This is a genomic window from Achromobacter spanius (assembly GCF_002966795.1).
In the GTDB taxonomy this organism is placed as follows: Bacteria; Pseudomonadota; Gammaproteobacteria; order Burkholderiales; family Burkholderiaceae_B; genus Achromobacter; species Achromobacter spanius_D.
In genome coordinates this window covers 22,989-46,771 of record NZ_CP023270.1, presented here as the reverse complement: position 1 = coordinate 46,771, position 23,783 = coordinate 22,989, and the positions used below count along the sequence as shown (strand labels likewise).

Below are 23,783 nucleotides of genomic sequence, written 5' to 3'. Positions count from 1 at the left end.
CAGGCTTGCGGTTCGACGCTTAAGGCCCGCCGTCCGACGCCTCAAGCCTGCTGTTCGCGCTCCACCCAGGCCTCGTAGCCGCCGCGCAGCGCCCAGATCTTGCGGTAGCCGGCCGCGCGCAGCCGCGAGGCGAGCAGGGCGGCCGACACTTCGTTCGGGCACGCGCAATAGACCACGATGTCGGAATCGATCGCGCCAGGCTCCAGCGCGGGCAGCGGCTGTTTCAGGTCCACGGCCACGGCGCCCGGAATGCGCGCGGCATCGCGCTGCGCCTCGGGCCGTACGTCGAAGACCAGCGCCTCGCGGCCGTCCTGGCGCCATTGCATCAGTTCGTCGACCGACAGCCGCGGAATCACGCGCAGGCTGCGCAGCAAGATTTTGCGCCGCAGAAAGCGCGCCACGATGTAGAGCGCCAGCACGGCCGCCAGCACCGCCAGTCCCATCGGACCGTAGGTGCCCAGAATGTCCAGCACGTCATTGATGACGCTGTGGAACAAGCCGCCCAGCAACAGGGCCGAGCCCACCCAGATCAGCGCGCCGGCCAGGTCATAGAGGAAGAAGCGGCGGTAGGGCGTGTTGGTCAGCCCGGCCATGACGGTGGACAAGGCGCCCGCACCCGGCAGGAACTTGCACACCAGCAGCGCGCGCACGCCGATGCGCAGGTACAGGCGCTGCGTCTGGCGGATGCACGAGTCCTGCGACAGCGACAGCTTGCACACCACGCCCAAGAGGCGCGATCCGTAGCGCCGTCCCGCCCAGTACCACAGGCTGTCGGCGATGATGCAGGCGGCCGTGGCGGCCAGTAGCGGCACAAGCCAGCCGGCGGCGCCGGACAGCGCGCCGGCGGCGATCATCATGGGATAGGCGGGCACCGGCAGGCCGGCCTGCTCGATGAGGACGTTGGCGAACACGAGCCACCCGCCGTACTGCTCGAGCAGCAATTGAATATCTTGCATTGGGGTTTCCAGCTTGCCGCGCGCGGGCGCGGCTCATCGGCGCAATTTTAGGCGCGCGGCCTCGCGGTTGGGGCATAGACCCTGCGCGCCACGCGGCAACGCTGCGTTCCATTGCGGCGCATCACGCGACCCGCCCGTGTCCATCTATCGGGACGCCACGCACCAAACTGGTGCCACGCTTCCCCGCGAGGGTGCCTATAATCCTGCCCGGCCATCAGGTTTCCCCGCCTTGTCGCGGGAACGCCCCGTGGCATACATATTGCTTCGCCAGGACAGGCTGAGAACTCGACCATTTGGCCGGGTGCGCCGCCTGGCGCTCCCATCCGATGACCGATCCCACGTCCCCGTTCACGCACGATCTGCCCGGCACGCCTGCCTGCGGCAGCGGCCTCCGTGCGGCGGGCGGCATCCCCCAATCCCTCCATTTCCTGTCCTTGCTCACGTAGGAGTCACCTGCATGAAATCCCTTTCCCTTTCGTCCGCCGGCGGCATCGCCCGCCGCGGCCTGCTCAAGCTGGCCGCAGCTGCTGCCGGCGCGCTGCTGTTCTCGGGCGCGGCCCTGGCGCAGGCGCCCGCCAAGATTAAGGTCGCCGCCGTCTACACGGTGCCGGTCGAACAGCAATGGGTGTCGCGCATCCACATCGCGCTGTCCGCCGCGCGCGACCGCGGCGACATCGAATACACGTTCTCGGAAAACGTCACCAACGCCGACTACGAGCGCGTGCTGCGCCAGTACGCCGAGCAGGGCAACAAGCTGATCGTGGGCGAAGCCTTCGCCGTGGAAGCTGCGGCCCGCAAGGTCGCCAAGGACTATCCGCAGACCGCCTTCCTGATGGGTTCCTCGGGCAAGCCGCAGCAGCCCAACTTCTCGGTGTTCGACAACTACATCCAGGAACCGGCCTACCTGACCGGCATGATCGCCGGCGGCATGAGCAAGACCGGCAAGATCGGCCTTGTGGGCGGCTACCCCATCCCCGAAGTGAACCGCCTGATGAACGCCTTCATGGATGGCGTCAAGGAAGTGAACCCGAAGGCCGAGTTCACCGTAACCTTCATCGGCTCGTGGTTCGATCCCCCGAAGGCCAAGGAAGCCGCCTTCGCCATGATCGACAAGGGCGCGGACGTGCTGTACGCCGAGCGCTTTGGCGTGTCGGACGCCGCCAAGGAACGCGGCAAGCTGGCCATCGGCAACGTGATCGACACGCAGCCGCAATACCCCGAGACGGTCGTCGCCTCGGCGCTGTGGAGCATGATCCCGACCATCGAAGAAGCCCTCAAGCAGGTCAAGGCCGGCGCGTTCAAGGCCGATGACTTCGGCCAGTATTCGCTGATGAAGCACAAGGGCTCGTCGCTCGCGCCGCTGGGCACGTTCGAGCAGAAGATCCCCGCCGACCTGATCGCCAAGGTCCAGGCCAAGGAAAAAGCCATCCTGGACGGCAGCTTCACCGTGAAGGTCAACGACAAAGAACCCAAGTCCTCGGCACGATGAACCAAGCGCCTCTCGCCCTGCAACTGACGGGGATCACCAAACGCTTCGGCAGCCTCACGGCCAACGACGATGTCTCGCTTACGCTCCGCCAGGGCGAAGTGTTGGCCTTGCTGGGCGAGAACGGCGCCGGCAAATCGACCCTGGTGTCGATTTTGTTCGGCCACTATGTGGCCGACGCCGGCAGTATCGAAGTCTTCGGCAAACCCCTGCCCGCCGGCCGGCCCGATGCCGCGCTGGCGGCGGGCGTCGGCATGGTGCATCAGCACTTCACGCTGGCCGACAACCTCACCGTGCTGGACAACATCATGGTGGGCACCGAATCGCTCTGGAAGCTGGCCTCGGGCCGCGGCCAGGCGCGCAAGCGCCTTGTGGAACTCGGCCAGCGCTTCGGCCTGGGCGTGGACCCGGACGCGCGCGTCGGCACGCTGTCTGTCGGCGAAAAGCAGCGCGTCGAAATCCTGAAGGCGCTGTACCGCGGCGCCCGCGTGCTGATTCTGGACGAACCGACCGCGGTCCTCACGCCGCAGGAAGTGCAGGATCTGTTCGCGACGCTGCGCGGCTTTGTCGACGAAGGCCTGGCGGTCATCTTCATTTCGCACAAGCTGGACGAAGTGATGGCCGTGTCGCGCCGCGTGGCGGTGCTGCGGCAAGGCAAGCTGGTGGCGGAACGCGACACCGCGGGCACCAACCCCGCGGAACTGGCCGAACTGATGGTGGGCCGCAAGGTGGTCATGCCGCGCGCCGAGGCCGCGACCGCCGCCGAGCAGGCCGCCCCCGTGGTGACGCTGTCCCAGGTCACCGTGCGCGACAACCGCGACGGCGCGCCGCGCCTGGACAGCCTGGACCTCGTGGTCCACACGCATGAAATCGTGGCCATCGCCGGCGTGGCCGGCAACGGCCAGCAGGCGCTGGTGTCGGTGCTGACCGGCCTGCGCCAGCCCTCGGACGGCACGATCCGGCTGGGTCCAGAACACGCCGCCGCGCCCACCACGCCCGCCGGCTGGACGGCCGCGCGCGTGGGCCGCATTCCGGAAGACCGCCACGGCGAAGGCATGATCGGCGACAGCCCCTTGTGGGAAAACGCCATCGTCGAAGACCTGAAGGACAAGCGCTTTGCGCGCCACGGCCTGATCCGCGCCCGCGCCGGCAAGGCCTACGCGGCCTCGCTGGCCAAGCAGTTCGACGTGCGCGCCGCGTCGCTCGACGTGCGCACGCGCAGCCTGTCGGGCGGCAACATGCAGAAGCTGATCCTGGGCCGCACGCTGGCGCGCGAGCCGCGATTCATCGTCGCCGATCAGCCGACGTGGGGCCTGGACATCGGCGCGGTCGCCTACGTGCGCGAGCAGCTGCTGGCCGCCCGCGCGCGCGGCGCCGGCGTGCTGCTGGTGTCCGAGGACCTGGAAGAGATCTTTGCGCTGGCCGACCGCATCGCCGTGCTGTGCGGCGGCAAGCTGGTCGCGATCAAGCCGGTGGCCGAATGGACACCCGCCACCGTCGGCCTGGCCATGACGGGAACCCGGGCATGACGGTCTGCACCGTCCTGCCTGGCTTTCTTCACTATTGAGCATCACATGAAACTGATCCTGGAACGCCGCCCCGAGCCCAGCCGCCTTGCGCTGGCGCTGGCGCCGATTGCGGCCATCCTCTTCACGCTGGCGGTTTGCACGCTGCTGGTGGCCTGGGCCGGCGCCCCCGTCGGCCGCACCTACGCGCTGCTGTTCGAAGGCGCGTTCGGCACGCGCTTCGCGCTGTCCGAAACCCTGACCCGCGCCACGCCGCTGATGCTGACTGGCCTGGCCTGTGCCGTGGCGTTCCGCGCGCGCTTCTACAACATTGGCGCCGAGGGTCAGCTGTATCTGGGCGCGCTGGCGGCCGTGGCCGTCGGCGGCCTGCACGGCGGCACGGGTTTCGATCTGCCAATGCCGGTGCTGTTTGGCGGCATGATGCTGGCGGCCGCGCTGGCCGGCGCCTTGCTGCTGCTGATTCCCGCCATCCTGAAAACCCGCCTGGGCGTCGACGAGGTCGTGACCACGCTGCTGGGCAACTTCATCGTGCTGCTGTTCGTGTCGATGATGCTGGACGGCCCGATGAAGGACCCGATGGCGATGGGCTGGCCGCAGTCGGTCGCGCTGAACGGCGACCTGGAACTGGGCAAGCTCATCGAACGCACGCGCGCGCACACGGGCCTGTTGTGGGCCGCGGGCCTGGCACTCGGCCTGTGGCTGCTGAACCGCTACACGGTCTTCGGTTTCCAGATGCGCGCGGTGGGCGCCAACGCCCATGCGTCGCGCTTTCTGGGCCTGCCGGTGAACCGCGTGATGCTCGGCACCGCCATGCTGTCCGGCGCGCTGGCGGGTCTGGCCGGCGCCATCGAAGTGGCGGGCCGCACCAGCTACGTCACGCTGGATATGTCGCCGGGCTACGGCTACACGGGTGTCGTCGTCGCCATGCTGGCCGGCCTGCATCCGCTGGGCGTGATTCTGGCCAGCATCTTCGTGGCCGGCATGCTGGTGGGCGCCGACAGCATGAGCCGCGCCATCGCCGTTCCCAACTACATCGCCGACGTCATCGTCGCCACCTCGTTGCTCGCCATGCTGGTCGCGACGCTATTCGCGCAGTACCGCCTGCGCCGCAACAAGGCTTGAGGAGCACGCCATGGAATGGATGGATCTGATGAGTTCCTCGGCCTTCTGGGTGGCCGTGCTGCGCCTGGCCACGCCGCTGATACTGGGCACGCTGGGTGTGCTGCTGTGCGAGCGCGCCGGGGTGCTGAACCTGGGCATCGAAGGCATCATGGTGGCCGGCGCCTTCACGGGCTGGCTGGTCGTCTACCTGGGCGCGCCGCTGTACGTGGGCGTGCTGGCGGCCGCGCTGGCCGGCGCCGTGTTCGGCCTGCTGCACGCCGTGCTGACGGTGCCGCTGGGCCTGTCGCAGCACGTGTCGGGCCTCGGCGTGACGCTGCTGGCCACCAGCGTCAGTTATTTCGCGTACCGGGTCACCTTCCCCAGCGTGTCCACGCCGCCGACAATCACGCCGTTTGCCGAGATGAAGTTCCTGGACGGGATTCCGCTGATCGGCCCCGTGCTGGCCGGGCAGACGCCGATGACGCTGATCGCGCTGGCCGCGGTGCCGATTCTTGCGTGGGTGCTGAACCGCACGCCCGTGGGCCTGGCCGTGCGCATGGTGGGTGAAAACCCCGCCGCCGCCGAAGGCCAGGGCCTGTCCGTGACGCGCCTGCGTATCGGCGCTATCGTGGCCGGATCGGCGCTGATGGGCGTGGCGGGCAGCTTCCTGACGCTGGCCGCGTTCAATGCGTTCTTCTTCAACATGGTCAACGGCCGCGGCTGGGTCTGCGTGGCGCTGGTGGTGTTTGCGTCGTGGCGGCCGGGCAAGGCCCTCTTGGGCGCGCTGATCTTCGCCTTTTTCGATGCGCTGCAGTTGCGCCTGCAGCAGGGCGGCGCGGCACTGCCGGGCCTGCCCGAACTGCCGTATCAGGTGTACCTGATGCTGCCCTATATCCTGTCCATCCTGGCCCTGGTGTTCATGGCGCGCCGCGCCGCCTACCCGCAAGCCCTGATGAAACCGTATCGCAAAGGCGAACGGTAAACCGCTGAGAACAACATGCTCGATCTGATCATCAAGAACTGCACGCTGCCCGACGGCCGCAAGAACATCGACATCGGCGTGGCCGACGGCCGCATCACCGCGCTGGAACCGGCGCTGAAGGCCGAAGCCGCGCAGACCGTGGACGCCGCTGGCCAGCTGGTGACCTCGCCCTTTATCGACGCGCACTTCCACATGGATTCCACGCTGTCCTTCGGACTGCCGCGCGTGAACCAGTCGGGCACGCTGCTCGAAGGCATTGCGCTGTGGGGCGAACTCAAACCCCTGCTGACGCAGGAAGCGCTGGTGGAACGCGCACTGGCCTATTGCGACTGGGCCGTGGCGCGCGGGCTGCTGGCGATCCGCTCGCACGTGGACGTCTGCGATCCGCGCCTCCTGGCGACCGAAGCGCTGCTGCACGTGCGCGAGAAGGTCAAACCCTACCTGGACCTGCAGCTCGTTGCCTTCCCGCAGGACGGTGTGCTGCGCGCCCCCGGCGCGCTGGACAACCTGAAGCGCGCCCTGGACATGGGCGTGGACGTGGTGGGCGGCATTCCGCACTTCGAACGCACCATGCAGGACGGCGCCGAATCCGTGCGCATCCTGTGCGAACTGGCCGCCGAGCGCGGCCTGCGCGTGGACATGCACTGCGACGAAAGCGACGATCCGCTGTCGCGGCACATTGAGACGCTGGCGTATCACACGCAGCGCCTTGGGCTGCACGGCCGCGTGACGGGTTCGCACCTGACGTCCATGCATTCGATGGACAACTACTACGTGTCCAAGCTGATTCCGCTGATCCGCGAGGCGGGCGTGTCCGCGATTGCGAATCCGCTCATCAACATCACGCTGCAGGGCCGCCACGACACGTATCCCAAGCGGCGCGGCATGACGCGCGTGCCCGAGCTGATGGCGGCGGGCGTGCCGGTCGCCTTCGGCCACGACTGCGTGATGGACCCGTGGTACAGCCTGGGTTCCGGCGACATGCTGGAAGTGGCGCACATGGGTCTGCACGTCGGCCAGATGACGGGCCAGGACGCCATGCGCGCCTGTTTCGAAGCGGTCACCACCACGCCTGCCAAGATTCTAGGCCTGGACGAGACGGGTCTGGCGGTCGGCAAGCGCGCCGACCTGGTGCTGCTGCAGGCGCGCGACGCGGTCGAGGCCTTGCGCCTGCGCGCCACGCGCCTGATGGTGCTGCGCGCCGGCAAGGTCGTGGCAACCACCCCGCCGGCCACCGCCACGCTGAACCTGCCGGGCCGCCCCGGCGAAGTCAGCTTTCAGACACCGGCCCGCTGACGTAAGCCGGCTGCGCGGCGGCCGTCACGATGATCTCCACCAGCAGATCAGGCGAGGCCAGCTTGGCCTCGCACGTGGCGCGCGTCGGCATCGCTCTGGGCAGCGCCCACTCGGCCCACACCGCGTTCATGCCGGCAAAGTCGCGCTCGATGTCCTTGAGCCAGATCTGCACGCTCAACAGCCGCGACTTGTCCGTGTTCGCCTGCTTCAGATAGCCATCTATCTTGGCCAGCACGTCGCGCGTCTGCGCGCCGATGCCGCCTTCCGCATTCGAGGTCACGCCCGCCACGTACACGGTGTCGCCGTGTATCACGATGCGCGACAGGCGCTCGTTGGTTTCCTTGCGCACGATATCGTTCATTGGTCTTGCTCCTTGGTGGATGAGCCGGATGCCTGGCCGGCATCCGAGAATCGTTCGATCCGAAATGGGGCGATCGGCATGTCCGTCGCGCCGGTCGTGATCAGGTCGGCCATGATGCGGCCGACGATGGGCCCAAGCTCAAAGCCGTGCGCCGAGAACCCGAACGCATGAAAGGCCGTCTCGTGCCGGCTGCTGCGCCCGATCACGGGAATCTCGTCGGGCATGGCCGCTTCGATGCCCGCCCAGCCGCGGTTCACGATTGCATCGCGCATATGTGGGAACAGGTCGACCACCGTGCGCGCGCCTTCGGCTAGCGAGCGGAAATCCAGCTCGGTCCATTCGGCATCGCGGTCCACCCACGCGCGCCGTCCGCCCCCGATCAACACGGTGCCGTTGGTGCGCTGCTTGAACGACAGCGCGCGGCCGGTGCCCAGCACGACGGGGTCCAGAAAGTGGTCCATGCGCAGCGTGACCAGCATCATGGGACTGATGGGCAACAGCGGCACCGGCTCGCCCCATTGTGCGGCGATCCGGTCGGCCCACGCGCCTGCGCAGTTCAGCACCTGCGGCGCGGTGTACACGCCGGCGTCCGTCTCCACGCGCCACTGCCCATCGTGCCGCGTCACGCTGTGCACACGCACGCCTTCGAGAAACTGCGCGCCCAGGCTCGCGGCCTTCATGCGAAAGGCGAGGGTGGTGCGATAGGGATCGGCCGCCGCGTCCTCGCGCGCGATCAGGCCACCCTGCACCGTGGGCGCAATCGCGGGAATCAGATCCAGCAGGTCTTCACGCGTTATCCACTGCTCGTGCGTGTAGCCGTGGTCCGTCATGGTCTTGAGCCGCGCGCGCAGCGTCTCGGCGTCCGCCGCGTTCTCGGCCACACGCACCTGCCCGTGCTGCTCGAAGCCGCAGTCGTCGTCCACCAGCTCGCCGATGCGATACCAGAGCTCGCGCGAGGCCAGCGCCAGCGGCACCTCGGCCAGATGGCGCGACAGCGTGCGCACACCGCCCGCGTTGACGCCCGAGGCGTGCCGCCCCACGTAGTTCTTTTCGATGACCAGCGCACGCACGCCGGCGCGGGCCAGATGCAACGCGGCCGAGCTGCCGTGCAGCCCGCCGCCGATGATGATGACTTCAGCCGCCCGCGTTTGAACGGTCATGGCATCCACCCGTCATTTCTTCAGGCGGACGACGGCCTGACGCGAATCGTCGGTCTGCGGCAATGAAGCCAGTTCGCCCAGCGTCAGCGGCTTGGTCGGGAAACGCAGCCGGTAGTAACCGACTTCCTCGGTCGGCACGCCGCGTTCCTCGGCAATGATCTCGGCCACCGTCAGGCCGCAGAAGCGGCCCTGGCACGGTCCCATGCCGCAGCGCAGGAAGGCCTTCATCTGATTCGGACCGCTGCAACCGAGCTTGACGGTTTCGCGCACCTGCGCGGCGGTGACTTCCTCGCAGCGGCACACGATGGTGTCGCCGGTGGGCCGGCGGAATGCCTCGGGCGCCTTGTACAGCGTGTCGAAGAACTCGCGTCCCCGCACGGCACGGGCCAACGCCTCGCGCGGTGCGGCGGCCTGGCTGTCGCGTTTGCCCGTGTCGATGCGGCCCAGCAGATGCGCGGCCTGCAAGGCAGCCAGCCGGCCCCGGTGCTCGGCCGCCACCGCGCCCGCAATGCCCGCGCCGTCCCCGGCCATGCCGATGCCGTCCACCGCCGTCGTGCCCCACTCGTCGACCTCCGGCTCCCAACAGTCCAGCGCGTCGTTCCAGCGATGCGCCACGCCCACGGCGCGCGACAGGTTCACGTTGGGCACCACGCCCTGATGCAGCATCAGCTGATCGGCGGGCAGCGTCTTGGTGACGCCGCCGGCCGTGTAGCGCACGCTTTGCAGTTTGCCGTCGCCCAGCGCTTCCAGTGCCGTCACGCCCTTGACGATGGGCACGGCGGCCTTGACCGCGCGCAGCAGCTTCAGCCCCTTGCCCAGGTACGGCGAACGCAGAAAGCCCCAGACCTTGGGCAACGCCTGGCCCATGCGGCCGGGCGGCGTGGTTTCCAGCAGCGCGTCCACCTTCACGCCTGCATTCAGGTATTGCCAGGCCACCAGATACAAGAGCGGGCCGCAACCGGCCAGCACCGTGCGGTCGGACGGCACGACGCCGGAAGACTTCAAGAGGATCTGCGCCGCACCCGCGGTAATGACGCCCGGCAGCGTCCAGCCCGGAATCGGAAACGGCCGCTCCTGCGCGCCGGTGGCCAGCAGCAGGCGGCGCGCGTGCACGATGCGCGCCTCGCCCGCCACCGAGTACGCCACCTCGAATCCTTCCGCTGATTCGGGCGCCGTGCGCTGGGCCACGGCCCACACCGTCGCCCCCGGCACGTAACGCGCGCCGGACTGCTGAAACGGCGGCACCAGCGTCGCGCCGTGCCAATAGTCTTCGCCCAGAATGCCGCGATCGGTAACCGGTGTGGTGGTGATGGCGCGGTAGATCTGGCCACCCGGCGCGGGCTGCTCGTCCAGCAGCACGGTGTCCACGCCCAGGTTCGCGGCCAGCGTTGCGGCCGCGAGACCCGCCGGGCCTGCGCCCACCACCAGCAAATCGCATTGCGTCGTGTCGATCATGCCTGCACCTTGCGCGCACCCAACTGGCGCTCGATCTTCATTCCTTCCCGCACGGGCGTCATGCAGCCCTGCTGGTTCGCTTGTCCATCGATGGTGACCAGGCAGTCGTAGCAGACGCCCATCATGCAGTACGGCCCGCGGGGCACCTCGTTGACCGCCGTGTCGCGACAGGCCTGCACGCCGCCTGCAAACAGCGCGGCCGCCACGCTGTCGCCCTGGCGGCACAGCATCTCAGCCCCATTGACCGTTACCCGCACCGGCGCGCCCTGCGCCTGCCGCTGCGCCTCGTCAAGCCGCTTGAACATGGAACCTCCGGGTCGAGAAGGGCGCCATGTCGTCGGCCAGCCGGCCGGCGGCGATCATGGGCGCCAGATTGAGCGCATGCGCGGCGGCAAGCGTCACGCCGCTGTGACAGGTGGCGACAAACGCCCCCGGGCACGTTTCGGATTGCTGATAGATCGGAAAGCCGTCCTTGGACATGACGCGCAGCGCCGCCCAACTGCGGACCACCCGCACATCTCGCAACGCGGGCAGCGTGCGCACCGCGCGGTCGGCCAGCGTGCCGAGGATCGGCAGGCCCACCAGGTTGTCCACATAGCCGGCCTCTTCCTGCGAATCGCCGATCAGCCAGGTGCCTTCGTCAGTCTGGCGCAGCGTGGACAAGGGCGTTTCCAGCATGCGGCGCGTGCGCTCCAGCACGATGATCTGGCCGCGCTGCGGGCGCACTGGCACATCCAGTCCCACCTGCTCGCCAAGCTGCTTGTTGGACAGGCCCGAGGCCAGCACCACCTTGTGCGCGCGCACCGTGCCGCCGGGCGTGGCGATTTCAAATACGCCGTCACGCTGACGGATGTTCTGCGCCGGACGTTGCGGCAGGTAATCCACAACCCGCTGTGCAAAACTCATGTGCAGCGCGCGCAGGAGCTTGAGCGGATTGGCGATGCCGTCCACCGACGTCCACGTCGCGCCGCGCACGTCCGGCCCGATGCCCGGCACCAGGTCGGCGACCTCGGCGCGATCCAGCATCTTCCAGTCGTACTGCGCCATGCCGGGCTGCGCGAGCAGCGTGCTCATGAAGCGGGTGCGCGCTTCGACCTCTTCGTCGCTCAGGAGCGCGTGCAGGCCGCCGCGCTGTTCCAGATGCACGTCGACCCCGGTCTCTTCCTGCAGCATCGCCGCAAGCTGGGGCCAGCCGTTGGCCGACGTCATCGTCCACACGCCGTAGCGCGGCAGACCCATGCCCTTGCTCTGCACCCACACCAGCCCGAAGTTTCCGCGCGAGGCCCGGTAGGCCACGTCGCCCTCGTCCAGCACGGCCACGTGGTCCAGCTCGCGCCGCAGCCCGTAAGCCACGGCCGATCCGACCAGTCCGCCCCCGATCACCGCCGCATCGTAGATGCCGCGGTGCGTGGGCGCACGCGGCGACAGTTCTTTCTCGTCCGTCATCAGCGTCCCTTTCCGACAAACAGCTTCTCCAGGCCGACGGCGCGGTCCAGGATGAAGATGGCAATGATGGTCACGTAGATCAGCACCGCCGACACGGCTGTGACCAGCGGGTCGATGGTGTCTTCGATGTGCAGGAAGATGCGCACCGGCAAGGTTGTGGTGGACGGCGAGGCGATGAAGATCGACATGGTGAGTTCATCGAAGCTGGTGATGAACGCGATCACCCAGCCGCTCACCACGCCCGGCAAGAGCAGCGGCAGCACCACGCGCCGGAAGGCCGTCCAGTTGGACGCGCCCAGCGATTGCGCCGCGCGTTCCAGCGCCGGGTCGATGCCCGCCGCCGACGCCAGCACCAGCCGCAGCGCATACGGCATGACCAGGATCACGTGCGCCACCACCAGGCCGAAATACGTGCCGGCCAAGTCCACGGTCGTAAAGAACTTCAGGAACGCCAGGCCCAGCACGACGTGCGGAATCATCAGCGGCGACAGGAAGAACGCCACCAGCGCCTCGCGGCCGGGGAACCGGTTACGCGCGATTGCCAGCGCACTGGGGACTGCCAGTGCAATGGCAAGCGTGGCCGACAGCGTGCCCAGGCCCAGGCTGAACCAGAACGCGTCAACAAAGCGCGGGTTGTCGAGGATGGCGCGGAACCAGCGCAGCGACAGCCCGCCCGACGGCAGCGAGATGAAGCCTTCGGACGTGAACGCGACCGCGCACACCATGACGATGGGCGCCAGGATAAAAAGGATGAACAGCGTGTGGAAGACGAGGCCGATGGGGCCGTTGCGAAACTGCATGTCAGCCTCCGGCCTGGTTGAACACCGCGCCATAGCGGCGCTCGATGATGCGGTTGGCGGACAGCAGCACCACCACGGTCGCCACCAGCAGCACCACGGCCAGCGCAGCGCCCAGCGGCCAATTCAGCGTGTTCAGGAATTCGTCGTACGCGGCGGTGGCCACGTTCTTTAGGCGGCGTCCGCCGATGATGGCGGGCGTGGCGAAAGAGCTTGCCGCCATCGCGAACACCATGATGGCGCCGGACAGGATGCCGGGCATCACCTGCGGCACGATCACGCGCCGGATCACGGTGAACTGGCTGGCGCCCAGCGACAGCGCGGCGGCCTCGGTCGCGGGGTTGATCCGCTGCAGGGAGGCCCACACCGAGATCACCATGAAGGGCACCAGCACGTGCGTGAGCGCAATGCCCACGCCCAGGTTGCTGTACATGAGGTCGATAGGCGTTGAGATCAGCCCGATGCCCATCAGCGCCTTGTTGATGAGGCCGGTAGACCCGAACAGCAGCGCCCAGCCCAGCGTACGGACCACGACGGATATCAGCAGCGGGCCCAGCACCACCATGAGGAAGAGGCCCTTCCACGGATTGGCCATGCGAGACAGCACGTAGGCTTCGGCCGTGCCCAGCACCAGGCACGCGACCGTCACGGCGGCGGCGACGCCAAACGTGCGCGCGTAGATCTCGTAGTAGTAGCCGTCCGAGAAGATCTCGATGTAGTTCTTCCAGGTAAAGGTGGCCTGCATGCCGCCATAGAACTGGAAGTCGAAGAAGCTGATCAGGAACACCAGCGCCATCGGCACGACGAGGAAGGTGGCGTACACCACCAACGCCGGCGCGCTGAGCACCCACGGATTGGTGCGCGCGGTCATGAGGCTTTGCCTTGCGGCGCAGCGGCCGGATCGACGGAGCACATGTCCTGCGCGCGCCAGCGCAGATGCACGGGTTCGCCTTCGGCGGGCACCGGCACGCCGTCGTTCTGACGGATCACCATGACTTCGCCAACCGACGTTTCCACCTGGCACAGCCAATGATTGCCCTGGAAGACGCGCGTCTTCATGCGGCCGGGCAACGCACAGGCGGCGGGTTCGGAGAACAGGATTTTTTCGGGCCGGACGATTACCGCGCCCTGCGGCACCGGCGCGCCTTCCAGGCCGATGTGCGCCTCGCCGATGCGGGCGCGCATTTCGCCTTCGTATTGCTCGGCCTGCGGGGTGAAGACGTTGGCCTTGCCCAGAAAGCCGCCGACAAAATGGCTGGCGGGTCCCTCGTACGCGGCAAAGGGTTCAGCCACCTGTTCGACACGGCCCTGGTTCATGACGACGATGCGGTCCGACAACGCCAGCGCCTCGGACTGGTCGTGCGTGACGAGGATGGTGGTGGTGCCGACGGTGCGCTGGATGCTGCGCAGTTCAAGCTGCATTTCTTCGCGCAGCTTGGCGTCCAGGTTGGAGAGCGGTTCGTCCAGCAGCAGCACGCTGGGGCGGATGACAAGCGCGCGCGCCAGCGCGACACGCTGCTGCTGGCCGCCCGACATTTGCGCCGGATGCCGATCGGCCAGATGCGAAAGGCCCACGAGCTTGAGCGCGTCCGCCACGCGGGCCAGCCGTTCGTCTTTCTTGACGCGTTGCATCTCCAGGCCGAAGGAGACGTTCTCGGCCGCGGTCATGTGCGGAAAGAGCGCGTAGTTCTGGAACACCATGCCCAGCCCGCGCTTGTTGGCGGGCACCTTGCTGACGTCCTTGCCGTTCAGCACGATGCTGCCGCCGGAAGGCTCGACGAAGCCCGCAATCATCTGCAGCGTGGTGGTCTTGCCGCAGCCGGACGGGCCAAGCAGCGAGATGAACTCGCCCTGGTTTACGGACAGGCTCAGGTTTTCAACAGCCGTGGTGTCGCCGTAGCGCTTGCTCAGGCGGTCAAGCACGAGATAGGTCATGAATGCTCCCGGTGGGCGGCGCTGGCGCCGCCCTTATGCACACGCAGTCAGCGCTCGATTTCCCGCGTCCAGCGCTTGTTCCAGTCGTCCCGGTTCTGGTTGACGGTGTCCCAGTCGATGACGATGAGGTCGGCAGCACGCTTGCCGATGGGCAGGGGCACGCGGGGATCGTCGGTGACCTTGGCCTTTTTGTTGACCGGACCGTAGCCGTAGGCGGAGGCGAGCTTCTCCTGGACCTCGGGTGTCACCAGGTACTCGACGAACGCCTGGGCCTTGGGGTTGGCGTTGGACTTGGCGATGGGACACACGGACGAGAGCAGTGCGTAGGCGCCTTCCTGCGGATAGACGAAGCCGACGGGGAAGCCGGTGTCGGCAAAGGCCTTGACGCGGCCGCTGCCCCAGACGGCGATGGTGGCCTGGCCGCTGGAGAAGAGTTCGGTCATCTTGCCGGGCGAGGGCTCGTAGACGAGGACGTTGGGGCCGACTTCGTTCTTGAAGGTGGTGAAACCGGGGTCGATCTTCTTTTCACCGCCGCCGCCTTCGCGGGCATATTCGACCAGCGTGTGCAGGCCGTAGGTGTTGTTGAGCGGGGGGATGACGAGCTGCTTTTTGTACTTGGGATCTTTCAGGTCTTTCCACGAGGTGGGCGGGGCCCATTTCTTTTCGTCGAAGACCTTTTTGTTGTACATGATGCCGGTGGCGACGATGCCGATGGCGACTGCCTTGTCGTCCTTGTATCGAGCGGTGGTGTAGATGTCGTCGGCGGGCAGGTTCTTGATGGGCTCGCAAAAGCCGAGCGCAATGGCCTGGTACATGGGGCCGTCGTCGATGATGGCGACGTCGATCTGCTGGTTGCTCTTTTGCGCCTGCAGGCGCGCGACGGTGTTGGTGGAGTTGCCGGCAACGTAGTCCAGTTCGACACCGTGCTGTTTGGCGAAGGGCGGAAAAATGTCCTTGCGCATGATGTCTTCGAACGACCCGCCGTAGCCGGCGACCACCAGTTTCTGCTGCGCCTGTGCGTTTGCGCCCAGCCCGGCCGCGACCGCCGCGGCCGCGAGCACTGCAAGTACCTTGCTCATGAGAACCCCCGAATTTTGGAAGAGAACTGCAAGAACCGACTGATTTGTTGCCCGGCGACCTCATGTCCGCCGTACAATTTGTCCGTACATGAATGTCCGGACAAATAATGGATCTTGCCAGAGTGCCTTGTCAATCGGTTATTGTCCGGACAAACCCTATAAAACCAATGAAGGAGGCTCCCCTCATGACCCGATCTTCCGAGCGCGCTGCCAGTTCAGGCGGGGAGCGGGAAGCGCGCGGCCGGCCTGGCGCGGCGCTTTCGTCCGACGTGGCGGGCGGACCGCGCTACAAGAGCATTTATCAGTCGTTATCGCAGGACATCAGTTCGGGGCGTTATCCGGTGATGACGCTGCTGCCGACTGAACATGAACTGTGCGAGCAATTTGGCGCGAGCCGTCACACGATCCGCGAGGCGATCCGGATGCTGACGGTGGCGGGTGTGGTGTCGCGGCGGCCGGGCGTGGGCACGCGGGTGGAGACGGCGCGGGCGACGACGCGCTTTACGCAGCGTATTTCGCAGTTTCCGGATCTGTTGCAGTACGCGCGCAATGCGGCGTTGCTGGTGCGGGATGTGCGGACGGTGAAGTTGACGAAGCGGCTTGCTGAGACGCTGGGGTGCGAGGTGGGGCAGCAGTGGCTGCACATCAATTCGATCAAGACGATCGACGACCCGGACGTCGCCGCGGCCTGCACCCTCATCTACGCCGATCCGGCACATTCCGACGTGCGAGTCGACGTGAAGTCTCGGATTTCGTTGCTGCGGCTGATTGAGGATCACTTTGGGGATCGTATTACCGAGGTCAATCAGGAGTTTTCCGCCACGCCCATCGGCGCGGCGATCGCAAAGCAGCTCCAGGTCGACACAGGCACGCCGGGCTTTGTCATCACGCGCCGCTATTACGGCGATGGTGGCGCGCTGCTGCTGGCCACCATCACCACGTTCCCGCACGACAAGATGAAGTATTCGATGACGCTGAACGTCAGTTGATGGGCGGGGGGTGAGGTCTTTTGGCGTTGCTGTAGCGTTCTTTTGGCGCACGGCGTGGCGTCGGGCTTGGGGCGCGGGGCTACGATTGCGGTCCGGAGCCTTCGCTCCGGACTGCCCCTTCGTCATCTTCGTTGTCGCCTTCGGCGACTGCCTTCAGATTCCCTCGGGCGCATCTACACGCCCCGCACCCCAAGCCCGACGCCACACCGTGCTTTGGTGGTTCGGGTTTCCGCATTGCTGGGGCGGGCGGGGTGCTTGGCGTTTTGGCAGGTAGCGGTGTGTGAGAGGAAGATCTTGCGGGGCCCGCTCCACGGCGGCCGCGCGGGCGGCCTGGTGGAGCTTACGTGGTGTCTTGCGGCGCGTGTTTACGCTGCGCGTTTTGGTGGGGAGCCGTCAGCTGGATTGCAGCGTCGCGCGCTTCGCCTCTCGCGTTCGCCATGCGGGCGTCAATAGCCGCGTTTTGGATCGTAGATGTTTGGAAGGGATTCGCCGCGTTCGTTTGCCGCGATCAGCAGCGCGGTGTGTCGTGCCCGTTCCTTGCGGTCCGGGATCGCGGCGCAGTGGGGCGTGATCGTGATTCTTGGGTGGGTCCACAGCGGGGAGTCTTCTGACAAGGGTTCCTGTTCGAAGACGTCCAGGATCGCCTGGTCCAGATGGCCGCTGTTCAGCGCGTCCAGGATGTCCTGCGTGACCATGTGGGTGCCGCGGCCGGCGTTGATGAGGCTGGCGCCTTTGGGTAGTTGGAACAGCGTGTCGCGGTTGAGGATGCCGCGCGTGGCGTCGGTGGCGGGGAGCAGGCACACGAGCAGGTCGGTGTTCGCAAGGAACTGGCCGAACTGCTCCTGCCCTGCGTACGACGGCATGCCGGGTAGCGTGGTGGCGCCGCGGGACCAGCCGCTGACGGGAAAGCCTGCGCGTGACAGGAGCTGGGCTGATGCAACGCCCAGGTGGCCGAGGCCCATGATGCCGACACGCACGTCGGCGGCCACGCGCAGGGAGTCGAAGATTTCCCAGTGGCGGCGGGACTGGTTGTCGGTGATGCGTTTGACGTTGCGCGTGATCATCAGGGCGCTGGTGAGCACGTATTCGGCCATCTCGGTCTGCGTGCGGGCGGTGACCATGCGGGCGATGGGCAGGTGGCGCGGCAGCGCGGGGTCGGCGAGGATGTGGTCGACGCCGGCGCCGGCGCTGATGATGAGTTTGAGGTTGGGGAAGGTGGCCAAGCGACCGGCGTCGGGGGCCCAGACGAGGGCGTAGTCGATGGTGGCGGGGTCGGGGTCTTCGTGCCAGCCGACGACGTCGAGGTCTGGCGCGAAGGTGCGGAACTGCGCGCGCCATGCTTCGATCGCCTGGGGGCCGCCGGAATTGATAATGAGGCGCATGCGTGTCCTTGCGGGTGTTGCGGGCGTGTGTGCCAGGCGCGTGATTCAACTGCGGGTTTCAGGCGCGTAGTCCGGCAGTAAATACCCGGCGCGGCGCCTGCGGGTTGTCCACAGGGCGCCGCGCGGTGTCGTCAACGTTCGACCGTGCGGTTCCAGCGGGCGTTGAAGGCGGGCCGGGCTGCGTTGATCTGGTCCCAGTCCAGGATCTTAGCGTTGGCCATGTAGCCTTGGAAGCGTTTGAGGGACTCGGCGTTGTCGGCGGGGGCCTGGACGTTTTTGTTGGACGGGAAGTGGCCGCCCATTTCCAGGGCCTTGGCCTGGGCCTTGGCGGACAAGAGGTAGAGCGCGAGCTTTTGCGCGAGTTCGGGTTCGCTGTTCTTGGCGATGACGCATTCGCCGACCATGAGGATGACGGAGCCTTCCTTGGGCTGGGCGTATTCCACCGGGATGTCGCGTTTCTTCAAGCGGGCGATGGCGGTGGGGGTGAGCGGGAAGATGGCGGCTTCGTCGGACTGAATCATCTCGGCGAGCTTGGCGGAGTTGGGGATGTACTCGAGGACGTTGGGGCCGATGGTGGAGGGCCACTTTTTGAAGCCTGGTTCGTAGTTCTGATCGTTGCCGCCTTCGATGCGGTTGAACATCAGGAAGCCGTGCAGGCCGAAGGTGCTGCCGGAGGCGGACTGGAAGACGACCTTGCCTTTGTACTTGGGGTCGGCCAGGTCCAGCCACGAGGTGGGCGGAGTCCAGCCGTTTTTCTGGAAGAGGCGGGTGTTGTAGCCGATGCCGGTCATGCCGATGTCGATGCCGGCGGCCATGCGGTCTTTCATCAGGGCGGTGGGATACAGCTCTTTCAGGACGGGGTCGTCGTTGAGCTGTTCGCACAGACCCATGGAAATCGCGCGGGCCATGATGCCGTCGTCCAGGAACATGACGTGCATCTGGGGATTGTCCTTGTAGGCTTGCGCCTTGGCGAGGACGTCGGTCGAGGTGCCTGGCACGACGACGATCTTGACGTTGTTGGCCTTCTCAAAATCGGGGAAGACGTGCTGGGTGAAGGCGCGTTCCATGTCGCCGCCGTTCATGCCGACGTACAACGTTTTCTGCTGCGCCATGGCGCCGGCGGACAGCAATGCCAGCATCGCCCCGCCCAGCAACCGTTTCCCCTTGTTCAGGCGCTGCGCGCCCTGTTTCTTGTGCATCATGGTGACTCCAGCGTTTGCTCACGAAGACGATCAGGCCGGGCCGCGGCGCCGTGAGCGGCGGGCGCGTACCGTTCAATGCGGAAGGCATCGATAGGAATGGGGGATCGGCCGTGCACGACCAGGTTGGCCAGGACTTCGCCGACGGCGGGACCGATCTGGAAGCCCGCGCCGGACAGGCCGAAGGCGTGAAAGAGGCCAGGTACTGTGGCGCTGGGGCCGAGCACGGGATTGTGATCGGGCATGTTGCCTTCGACGCCGGTCCAGAAGCGGATGACCTGGGCGCCGCGCAGCACGGGCAGCAGGTGGGCGGCGTTGGCCATGAGCGCGCCCAGGTTGGCGCGGCCGGGGCGGGCGTAGTCGGGGTCGGCGGACACGCCGCGTCCGCCGCCGATGACGCAGTTGCCGCGCGCGACTTGCCGCGCATAGATGCCGCCGCCCTGCATGCCGAGGCTGACGTTCATGAACAGCGGCAGGGGTTCGGTCACCATCATCAAGGGGTGGATGGAGGTCTCGGGGACGGGCTCGCCAAAGCCTTCGGCGATGCGGCCTGCCCAGGCGCCCGCGCAGTTCAGGAGGATGCGCGCGCGCACTTCTAGCGTGTCGCCGGCGCGCACGATGAAGCGCGTGCCGTCGTGCGTGGCCGCGGTGACGCGCGCGCCTTCGCGCACGTCGGCGCCCAGCGCGGCTGCGGCGCGTCCGAAGGCCGGGGATACGAGCCGCGGGTTGGCGTGGCCGTCCTGCGGGCAGAACGAGCCGCCGACCACGCTTTCGCCCAGCCAGCCGAAGCGCTGGGCGAGCGCGCGGCGGTCCAGGATTTCAAGGTTCAGGTCAAAGCCGCGGGTGCTGTCGCGATAGGCTTCGAGCTGCGCCAGATCGGCTTCGGACGTGGCGAGTTTAAGGTGGCCGGAGCGCACGTATTCGCCGTCGATGCCGATCAGAGCGGGCAGTTGGCCCCACAGTTCGTGCGCGCGCCGCGCGAGCGGCAGCTGTTCGATGCCGCGTCCCTGCCGGCGCACGCCGCCGTAGTTGACGCCGCTGGCCTTGGCGCCGCACAGCGCGGCTTCCAGCAGCACGACGGGCACGCCTAGTCGGCGCAGGAAGAGCGCGGCACTGCCGCCGACGATGCCGCCGCCAATGATCGCGACTTCGGTGTCGATGCGTTCCATCAGGCGGCCTTTTTCGCGGGCCGTTCCAGGCAGACGATGCTGACCGGAATGGGCTTGACCGGCGGCTGGTTGCGCAGCCGTCCTACCGCCTGCGGCGCGCAGCCGACGGCATGCGCGAGGACTTCGGCCCCGGCCACGCCGCACATGCGGCCCTGACAGCGTCCCATGCCGACGCGGGTCAGCGCCTTCAGGCGATTCATCTCTTGCACGCCGTTGTCGCGCACGGCCTGGCGGATGGTGCCGGCGGTGACTTCCTCACAGCGACAGACGACGGTGTCGTCGGCGATGCTGGCGGCCCAGTCCTCGGGAAACGGAAACGCGCGTTCCAGCGCATCGCGCACTCGGCCGTTTGCCGCGAGTTGCGATTCCAGTATCCGTGCGCGGCGCGCGTCGTGCGGATGCCCGGTGTCTTCCAGCAGCGCCAGCGCGGCGCGTTCGCCGGCGAGCTCCGCCGCATCGGCCCCGCCGATGCCCGCGCCGTCGCCTGCCACGTACACGCCCGCCACGCTGCTGCGGCCGGCGGCATCGCGCCGGGGGATCCAGTTGCGATCACGTTTGTTGAACTCGAAGTCGCAGCCGATGAGGCTGGCAAGCTGGGTTTCGGAACGCAGCGACAGACCGAAGCCGACGGCGTCGCAATCCAGCGTCTGCGTCTGTCCGTTCTGGGTGTACGACAGGCCCGTGACGCGATCGCCGCCCTGCACCGCGACGGGGCGCACGCCGCTGCGCAGCGGCACGCCGTGCGCGCGCAGCCAGGCCATGTAATACAGGCCTTTGGCCAGCAGCGCGGGCGCGCGCAACATGCCGGGTAGCGCGCCGACGCGGTCCGTAAATCGCGACGTGTCCAGCACGGCGGCGACCTGTGCGCCTGCCTTCGCGTATTGATACGCCACGAGATAAAGCAGGGGACCGGTGCCCATAAATGCGACGCGCGATCCGATGGCGCATCCCTGGTGCTTCAACGCGACCTGCGATCCGCCCAGCGTGTAGACGCCGGGCGTGAGCCAGCCAGGAAACGGCAGAACGCGATCGGTGGCGCCGGTGGCAAGGATCAGGTGGGTGTAGGGCACCGTGGTGCTGACGCCGTCGCGCAGCACGTCCAGGGTTTTGCCCTCGGCGTTCCAGACCAGGCAACCGGGGCGGTACTCGACGCTGCCCTGCAGGTCCTGCATGGTGCGGTGCACGGCGTCGGCCTTGCGGTGTTCAAACCCATACAACGCGGACTTGGGACGCGAGAAACCGGGTGGAGGCTGGCGGTAGATCTGGCCGCCGGGGCGCAGCCCTTCGTCCAGGATCACGGGCCGCAGGCCCTGCGCGGCCAGCGTCTGCGCCGCACGGATGCCGGCGGGGCCGGCGCCCACGATCACGGGCATGACGATGCTCATGACGCGTCGTCCTCGGGCCAGGCAGCGGCCGCCAGCGTGCCGGGTGTGGATGCCGGCGCCAGCGCGGCGCTCTGCAGCCGCATGCCGGGCTCGATGTACGTGGAACAGGCGCGAACGCGCTCGCCGTTTTCAAGCTGGACCCAGCAGTCCTGGCAGGCGCCCATCATGCAGAAGCCGGCGCGCGGGCCGCCGCCGAATTCCGAGGTGCGCAGGCGCTCAGCCTGCGTCAGCACGGCGGTCAGGACGGTGTCGCCGGCCAGCGCGGTGCAGGGCTGTCCGTCGAATGTGAATGTCAACGCGGGCCGGCCGGTTTCGGCCAGGCGTTTCATGATTGCCATGGCGCGCGCGGCTCCTTTGCGGCTGTCGGCAGTGAATTCATTTCTGGCCCACCAGGACGCGGTCCAGGCCATACACGCGGTCCAGCAGCAGCATCGTCACGGCCGTCAGCGCGATCACCAGCGCGGACACGGCGGCCATCATCGGGTCGATGGATTCCGTGGCGTACATGTACATGCGCACCGGCAGCGTGATGGTCGACGGCGCAGTGATGAACACCGACATCGTCAGTTCGTCGAAGCTATTGATGAACGCCAGCAGCCAGCCGCCGGACACGCCGGGAATGATGAGCGGCAAGGTGACCGTGAAGAACACCGTCGCGCGGCTGGCGCCGAGCGACAGCGCCGCGTGCTCGATGGAGCGGTCAAAGCCCACCAGCGCGCCGATCACCAGGCGCATCACGTAAGGCGTGATGACGACGACGTGGCTGGCCACCAGCCACGGAAAGCTGCCGGCCATGCCCATCAGCGCAAAGAAGCGCAAGAGCGCCACGCCCAGCACCAGGTGGGGAATCATCAGCGGCGACAGGAACAGGCCGTTGAGCACGTCGCGCCCCGGGAAGCGGTAGCGCGTGATGGCGATGGCGGCGGGCACCGCCAGGCACACGGCAATGCTGGCCGACAGGAACGCGAGCCACAGGCTGTTCTTGAACGCCTGCATGAAGTTGGGATGGTCGAAGACCGCGTGGAACCACCGCAGCGAGAAGCTTGTGGTGGGTACGGTCAGCGTCGAGTCCGGCGTAAACGCCACCAGGCACACGATGACCAGCGGCGCCAGCACGAAGGCCACCACCAGAAAGTTGAACGCCAGCGCGAAAGGACCGTTCTTCTGCATGTTGAATCCTTGCGCGGGTCAGCCCAGACTGCGGCGGTAAGAGCGTTCAACGACGCGGTTGTACGCCATCATGACGATCACGTTCACGATAAGCAGCACGATGGCGATCGCCGCACCCAGCGGCCAGTTCAGCTCGGTCAGGAACTCGTCGTACACGACGGTGGCCACCATCTTCAGCCGCCGTCCGCCCAGCAGCGCGGGAATCGCGAACGAGCTGGCCGACAGGCCAAACACGATGAGGCTGCCGGACAGAATGCCGGGCATGGCCTGCGGCAGCACGATGCGCGTCAGCGTCTGAAAGCGCGAGGCGTTCAGCGACAGCGCCGCGTGCTCGACGGTGGGGTCCAGCTTCTGCAGCGACGTCCAGACCGGAATCACCATGAAGGGCAGCATGACGTGCACGAGGCCGATGATGACGGCGGTGGGCGTGTACAGCAGCGTGCCCAGCCCCAGCGCGGCGGCCGCCTTGCCCAGCGGCCCGCCCGGCCCCAACAGCATGCTCCAGCCGAACGCGCGCACCACCAGCGAAATCAGCAGCGGCGACAGCACCACCAGGAGGAAGATCGAGCGCCAGGGCTTGCGCATGCGCGACAGGATGTAGGCCTCGGGCGCGCCGATCAGCACGCAGATCAGCGTGGTGACGCCGGCGATCCAGAAGGTGCGCCAGAAGATCTCGATGAAATAGCCGTCCGTCACCACGGCCAGGTAGTGTTCGAACGTGTGGCCGGGCTGGATGCCGGTGGCGTAATCGAAAGGCCGGAACGACAGGGCAAAGGTCAGCGCCAGCGGCGTGAGCACCAGCGTGAGAAACACGAGGGCCAGCGGAATGGACCCCAGAATGGCCAGCATCCCGTCGTTGCGCGGCTTGGGCGGGTTGGCGGCAGCGCCGCGTTGCGTAAGCGTCGCCAT

At 67.2% G+C, this 23,783-nt stretch carries 23 protein-coding genes; 6 read left to right on the top strand and 17 right to left on the bottom strand.

Features of this window, described 5'->3' with window-relative positions; genetic code table 11:
- Window positions 1-41: 41 nt before the first annotated feature.
- Complete coding sequence (locus CLM73_RS00225; RefSeq protein ID WP_105236824.1) at window positions 42-956, bottom strand: DedA family protein/thiosulfate sulfurtransferase GlpE; 915 nt, start codon at window positions 954-956, stop codon at window positions 42-44.
- A 457-nt stretch (window positions 957-1,413) separates the two neighbouring features.
- Here CLM73_RS00225 and CLM73_RS00220 point away from each other — a divergent pair, with 457 nt between their 5' ends.
- The 5 genes from CLM73_RS00220 to CLM73_RS00200 are packed head-to-tail and all read left to right on the top strand — an operon-like array spanning window position 1,414 to window position 7,347.
- Window positions 1,414-2,445 (top strand): BMP family protein, encoded by a 1,032-nt coding sequence (locus CLM73_RS00220; protein ID WP_105236823.1) that lies wholly within the window; start codon window positions 1,414-1,416, stop codon window positions 2,443-2,445.
- The gene (locus tag CLM73_RS00215) at window positions 2,442-3,971 is read left to right on the top strand and encodes an ABC transporter ATP-binding protein (protein ID WP_105236822.1); all 1,530 of its coding nucleotides are present in this window, start codon (window positions 2,442-2,444) and stop codon (window positions 3,969-3,971) included. The genes CLM73_RS00220 and CLM73_RS00215 overlap by 4 nt, the downstream gene beginning before the upstream one ends.
- Before the next feature lie 45 nt (window positions 3,972-4,016).
- Entirely contained in the window at window positions 4,017-5,090 is a 1,074-nt protein-coding gene (locus tag CLM73_RS00210; protein WP_056565904.1) for an ABC transporter permease, read from the top strand.
- Window positions 5,091-5,100: 10 nt separating this feature from the next.
- On the top strand, window positions 5,101-6,051 hold the full coding sequence (locus CLM73_RS00205) for an ABC transporter permease (RefSeq protein WP_056565907.1): 951 nt from the start codon (window positions 5,101-5,103) through the stop codon (window positions 6,049-6,051).
- Between the two features lie 15 nt (window positions 6,052-6,066).
- Window positions 6,067-7,347, top strand: a complete 1,281-nt coding sequence (locus CLM73_RS00200) for an amidohydrolase family protein (protein WP_105236821.1) — start codon at window positions 6,067-6,069, stop codon at window positions 7,345-7,347.
- Here CLM73_RS00200 and CLM73_RS00195 read toward each other — a convergent pair.
- From CLM73_RS00195 to CLM73_RS00155, 9 genes are read right to left on the bottom strand one after another with little or no spacing between them, the layout of a single operon-like run.
- The gene (locus tag CLM73_RS00195) at window positions 7,322-7,708 is read right to left on the bottom strand and encodes a RidA family protein (protein ID WP_105236820.1); all 387 of its coding nucleotides are present in this window, start codon (window positions 7,706-7,708) and stop codon (window positions 7,322-7,324) included. The genes CLM73_RS00200 and CLM73_RS00195 overlap by 26 nt on opposite strands.
- Window positions 7,705-8,868 (bottom strand): NAD(P)/FAD-dependent oxidoreductase, encoded by a 1,164-nt coding sequence (locus CLM73_RS00190; protein ID WP_105241313.1) that lies wholly within the window; start codon window positions 8,866-8,868, stop codon window positions 7,705-7,707. Before CLM73_RS00190 ends, CLM73_RS00195 begins: the two co-directional genes overlap by 4 nt.
- A 12-nt stretch (window positions 8,869-8,880) precedes the next feature.
- On the bottom strand, window positions 8,881-10,323 hold the full coding sequence (locus CLM73_RS00185) for an NAD(P)/FAD-dependent oxidoreductase (RefSeq protein ID WP_105236819.1): 1,443 nt from the start codon (window positions 10,321-10,323) through the stop codon (window positions 8,881-8,883).
- Window positions 10,320-10,628: a (2Fe-2S)-binding protein gene (locus tag CLM73_RS00180; RefSeq protein WP_056327675.1), complete on the bottom strand. Its 309-nt coding sequence runs from the start codon at window positions 10,626-10,628 to the stop codon at window positions 10,320-10,322. The genes CLM73_RS00185 and CLM73_RS00180 overlap by 4 nt, the downstream gene beginning before the upstream one ends.
- Window positions 10,612-11,769 (bottom strand): NAD(P)/FAD-dependent oxidoreductase, encoded by a 1,158-nt coding sequence (locus CLM73_RS00175; RefSeq protein WP_199778219.1) that lies wholly within the window; start codon window positions 11,767-11,769, stop codon window positions 10,612-10,614. The genes CLM73_RS00180 and CLM73_RS00175 overlap by 17 nt, the downstream gene beginning before the upstream one ends.
- A complete protein-coding gene (locus CLM73_RS00170; protein WP_105236818.1) occupies window positions 11,769-12,569 on the bottom strand; it encodes an ABC transporter permease in 801 nt (266 codons plus the stop codon). Before CLM73_RS00170 ends, CLM73_RS00175 begins: the two co-directional genes overlap by 1 nt.
- Window position 12,570: 1 nt before the next feature.
- Window positions 12,571-13,437: an ABC transporter permease gene (locus tag CLM73_RS00165; RefSeq protein ID WP_105236817.1), complete on the bottom strand. Its 867-nt coding sequence runs from the start codon at window positions 13,435-13,437 to the stop codon at window positions 12,571-12,573.
- A complete protein-coding gene (locus CLM73_RS00160; RefSeq protein ID WP_105236816.1) occupies window positions 13,434-14,501 on the bottom strand; it encodes an ABC transporter ATP-binding protein in 1,068 nt (355 codons plus the stop codon). Before CLM73_RS00160 ends, CLM73_RS00165 begins: the two co-directional genes overlap by 4 nt.
- 47 nt (window positions 14,502-14,548) lie before the next feature.
- Window positions 14,549-15,580 (bottom strand): ABC transporter substrate-binding protein, encoded by a 1,032-nt coding sequence (locus CLM73_RS00155; protein ID WP_105236815.1) that lies wholly within the window; start codon window positions 15,578-15,580, stop codon window positions 14,549-14,551.
- A 185-nt stretch (window positions 15,581-15,765) separates the two neighbouring features.
- On the opposite strand from CLM73_RS00155, the gene CLM73_RS00150 reads away from it, so the two are divergent.
- Entirely contained in the window at window positions 15,766-16,569 is an 804-nt protein-coding gene (locus CLM73_RS00150; protein WP_105236814.1) for a GntR family transcriptional regulator, read from the top strand.
- Between the two features lie 446 nt (window positions 16,570-17,015).
- Here the strand turns inward: CLM73_RS00150 and CLM73_RS00145 are convergent, their stop codons facing one another.
- From CLM73_RS00145 to CLM73_RS00115, 7 genes are all read right to left on the bottom strand, one after another.
- On the bottom strand, window positions 17,016-17,951 hold the full coding sequence (locus CLM73_RS00145) for a 2-hydroxyacid dehydrogenase (protein ID WP_105236813.1): 936 nt from the start codon (window positions 17,949-17,951) through the stop codon (window positions 17,016-17,018).
- Between the two features lie 131 nt (window positions 17,952-18,082).
- Window positions 18,083-19,153 carry an ABC transporter substrate-binding protein gene (locus CLM73_RS00140; protein WP_199778218.1) on the bottom strand — a complete coding sequence of 357 codons (1,071 nt, stop codon included), beginning with the start codon at window positions 19,151-19,153 and terminating at the stop codon, window positions 18,083-18,085.
- Window positions 19,150-20,322, bottom strand: a complete 1,173-nt coding sequence (locus CLM73_RS00135) for an NAD(P)/FAD-dependent oxidoreductase (protein WP_105241310.1) — start codon at window positions 20,320-20,322, stop codon at window positions 19,150-19,152. Before CLM73_RS00135 ends, CLM73_RS00140 begins: the two co-directional genes overlap by 4 nt.
- Window positions 20,319-21,704 (bottom strand): NAD(P)/FAD-dependent oxidoreductase, encoded by a 1,386-nt coding sequence (locus CLM73_RS00130; protein ID WP_105236812.1) that lies wholly within the window; start codon window positions 21,702-21,704, stop codon window positions 20,319-20,321. The genes CLM73_RS00135 and CLM73_RS00130 overlap by 4 nt, the downstream gene beginning before the upstream one ends.
- Window positions 21,701-22,042 carry a (2Fe-2S)-binding protein gene (locus CLM73_RS00125; RefSeq protein WP_105236811.1) on the bottom strand — a complete coding sequence of 114 codons (342 nt, stop codon included), beginning with the start codon at window positions 22,040-22,042 and terminating at the stop codon, window positions 21,701-21,703. The genes CLM73_RS00130 and CLM73_RS00125 overlap by 4 nt, the downstream gene beginning before the upstream one ends.
- A gap of 37 nt (window positions 22,043-22,079) precedes the next feature.
- On the bottom strand, window positions 22,080-22,874 hold the full coding sequence (locus CLM73_RS00120) for an ABC transporter permease (protein WP_056565965.1): 795 nt from the start codon (window positions 22,872-22,874) through the stop codon (window positions 22,080-22,082).
- An 18-nt stretch (window positions 22,875-22,892) separates the two neighbouring features.
- On the bottom strand, window positions 22,893-23,783 hold the full coding sequence (locus CLM73_RS00115; protein WP_105236810.1) for an ABC transporter permease: 891 nt from the start codon (window positions 23,781-23,783) through the stop codon (window positions 22,893-22,895).

Bases quoted from the DNA above. Each gene is read 5' to 3' on its own strand.
- CLM73_RS00225 (WP_105236824.1), bottom strand. From the start codon at position 956: ATGCAAGATATTCAATTGCTGCTCGAGCAGTACGGCGGGTGGCTCGTG.
- CLM73_RS00220 (WP_105236823.1), top strand. From the start codon at position 1,414: ATGAAATCCCTTTCCCTTTCGTCCGCCGGCGGCATCGCCCGCCGCGGC.
- CLM73_RS00215 (WP_105236822.1), top strand. From the start codon at position 2,442: ATGAACCAAGCGCCTCTCGCCCTGCAACTGACGGGGATCACCAAACGC.
- CLM73_RS00210 (WP_056565904.1), top strand. From the start codon at position 4,017: ATGAAACTGATCCTGGAACGCCGCCCCGAGCCCAGCCGCCTTGCGCTG.
- CLM73_RS00205 (WP_056565907.1), top strand. From the start codon at position 5,101: ATGGAATGGATGGATCTGATGAGTTCCTCGGCCTTCTGGGTGGCCGTG.
- CLM73_RS00200 (WP_105236821.1), top strand. From the start codon at position 6,067: ATGCTCGATCTGATCATCAAGAACTGCACGCTGCCCGACGGCCGCAAG.
- CLM73_RS00195 (WP_105236820.1), bottom strand. From the start codon at position 7,708: ATGAACGATATCGTGCGCAAGGAAACCAACGAGCGCCTGTCGCGCATC.
- CLM73_RS00190 (WP_105241313.1), bottom strand. From the start codon at position 8,868: ATGACCGTTCAAACGCGGGCGGCTGAAGTCATCATCATCGGCGGCGGG.
- CLM73_RS00185 (WP_105236819.1), bottom strand. From the start codon at position 10,323: ATGATCGACACGACGCAATGCGATTTGCTGGTGGTGGGCGCAGGCCCG.
- CLM73_RS00180 (WP_056327675.1), bottom strand. From the start codon at position 10,628: ATGTTCAAGCGGCTTGACGAGGCGCAGCGGCAGGCGCAGGGCGCGCCG.
- CLM73_RS00175 (WP_199778219.1), bottom strand. From the start codon at position 11,769: ATGACGGACGAGAAAGAACTGTCGCCGCGTGCGCCCACGCACCGCGGC.
- CLM73_RS00170 (WP_105236818.1), bottom strand. From the start codon at position 12,569: ATGCAGTTTCGCAACGGCCCCATCGGCCTCGTCTTCCACACGCTGTTC.
- CLM73_RS00165 (WP_105236817.1), bottom strand. From the start codon at position 13,437: ATGACCGCGCGCACCAATCCGTGGGTGCTCAGCGCGCCGGCGTTGGTG.
- CLM73_RS00160 (WP_105236816.1), bottom strand. From the start codon at position 14,501: ATGACCTATCTCGTGCTTGACCGCCTGAGCAAGCGCTACGGCGACACC.
- CLM73_RS00155 (WP_105236815.1), bottom strand. From the start codon at position 15,580: ATGAGCAAGGTACTTGCAGTGCTCGCGGCCGCGGCGGTCGCGGCCGGG.
- CLM73_RS00150 (WP_105236814.1), top strand. From the start codon at position 15,766: ATGACCCGATCTTCCGAGCGCGCTGCCAGTTCAGGCGGGGAGCGGGAA.
- CLM73_RS00145 (WP_105236813.1), bottom strand. From the start codon at position 17,951: ATGCGCCTCATTATCAATTCCGGCGGCCCCCAGGCGATCGAAGCATGG.
- CLM73_RS00140 (WP_199778218.1), bottom strand. From the start codon at position 19,153: ATGATGCACAAGAAACAGGGCGCGCAGCGCCTGAACAAGGGGAAACGG.
- CLM73_RS00130 (WP_105236812.1), bottom strand. From the start codon at position 21,704: ATGAGCATCGTCATGCCCGTGATCGTGGGCGCCGGCCCCGCCGGCATC.
- CLM73_RS00125 (WP_105236811.1), bottom strand. From the start codon at position 22,042: ATGGCAATCATGAAACGCCTGGCCGAAACCGGCCGGCCCGCGTTGACA.
- CLM73_RS00120 (WP_056565965.1), bottom strand. From the start codon at position 22,874: ATGCAGAAGAACGGTCCTTTCGCGCTGGCGTTCAACTTTCTGGTGGTG.
- CLM73_RS00115 (WP_105236810.1), bottom strand. From the start codon at position 23,783: ATGGCGACGCTTACGCAACGCGGCGCTGCCGCCAACCCGCCCAAGCCG.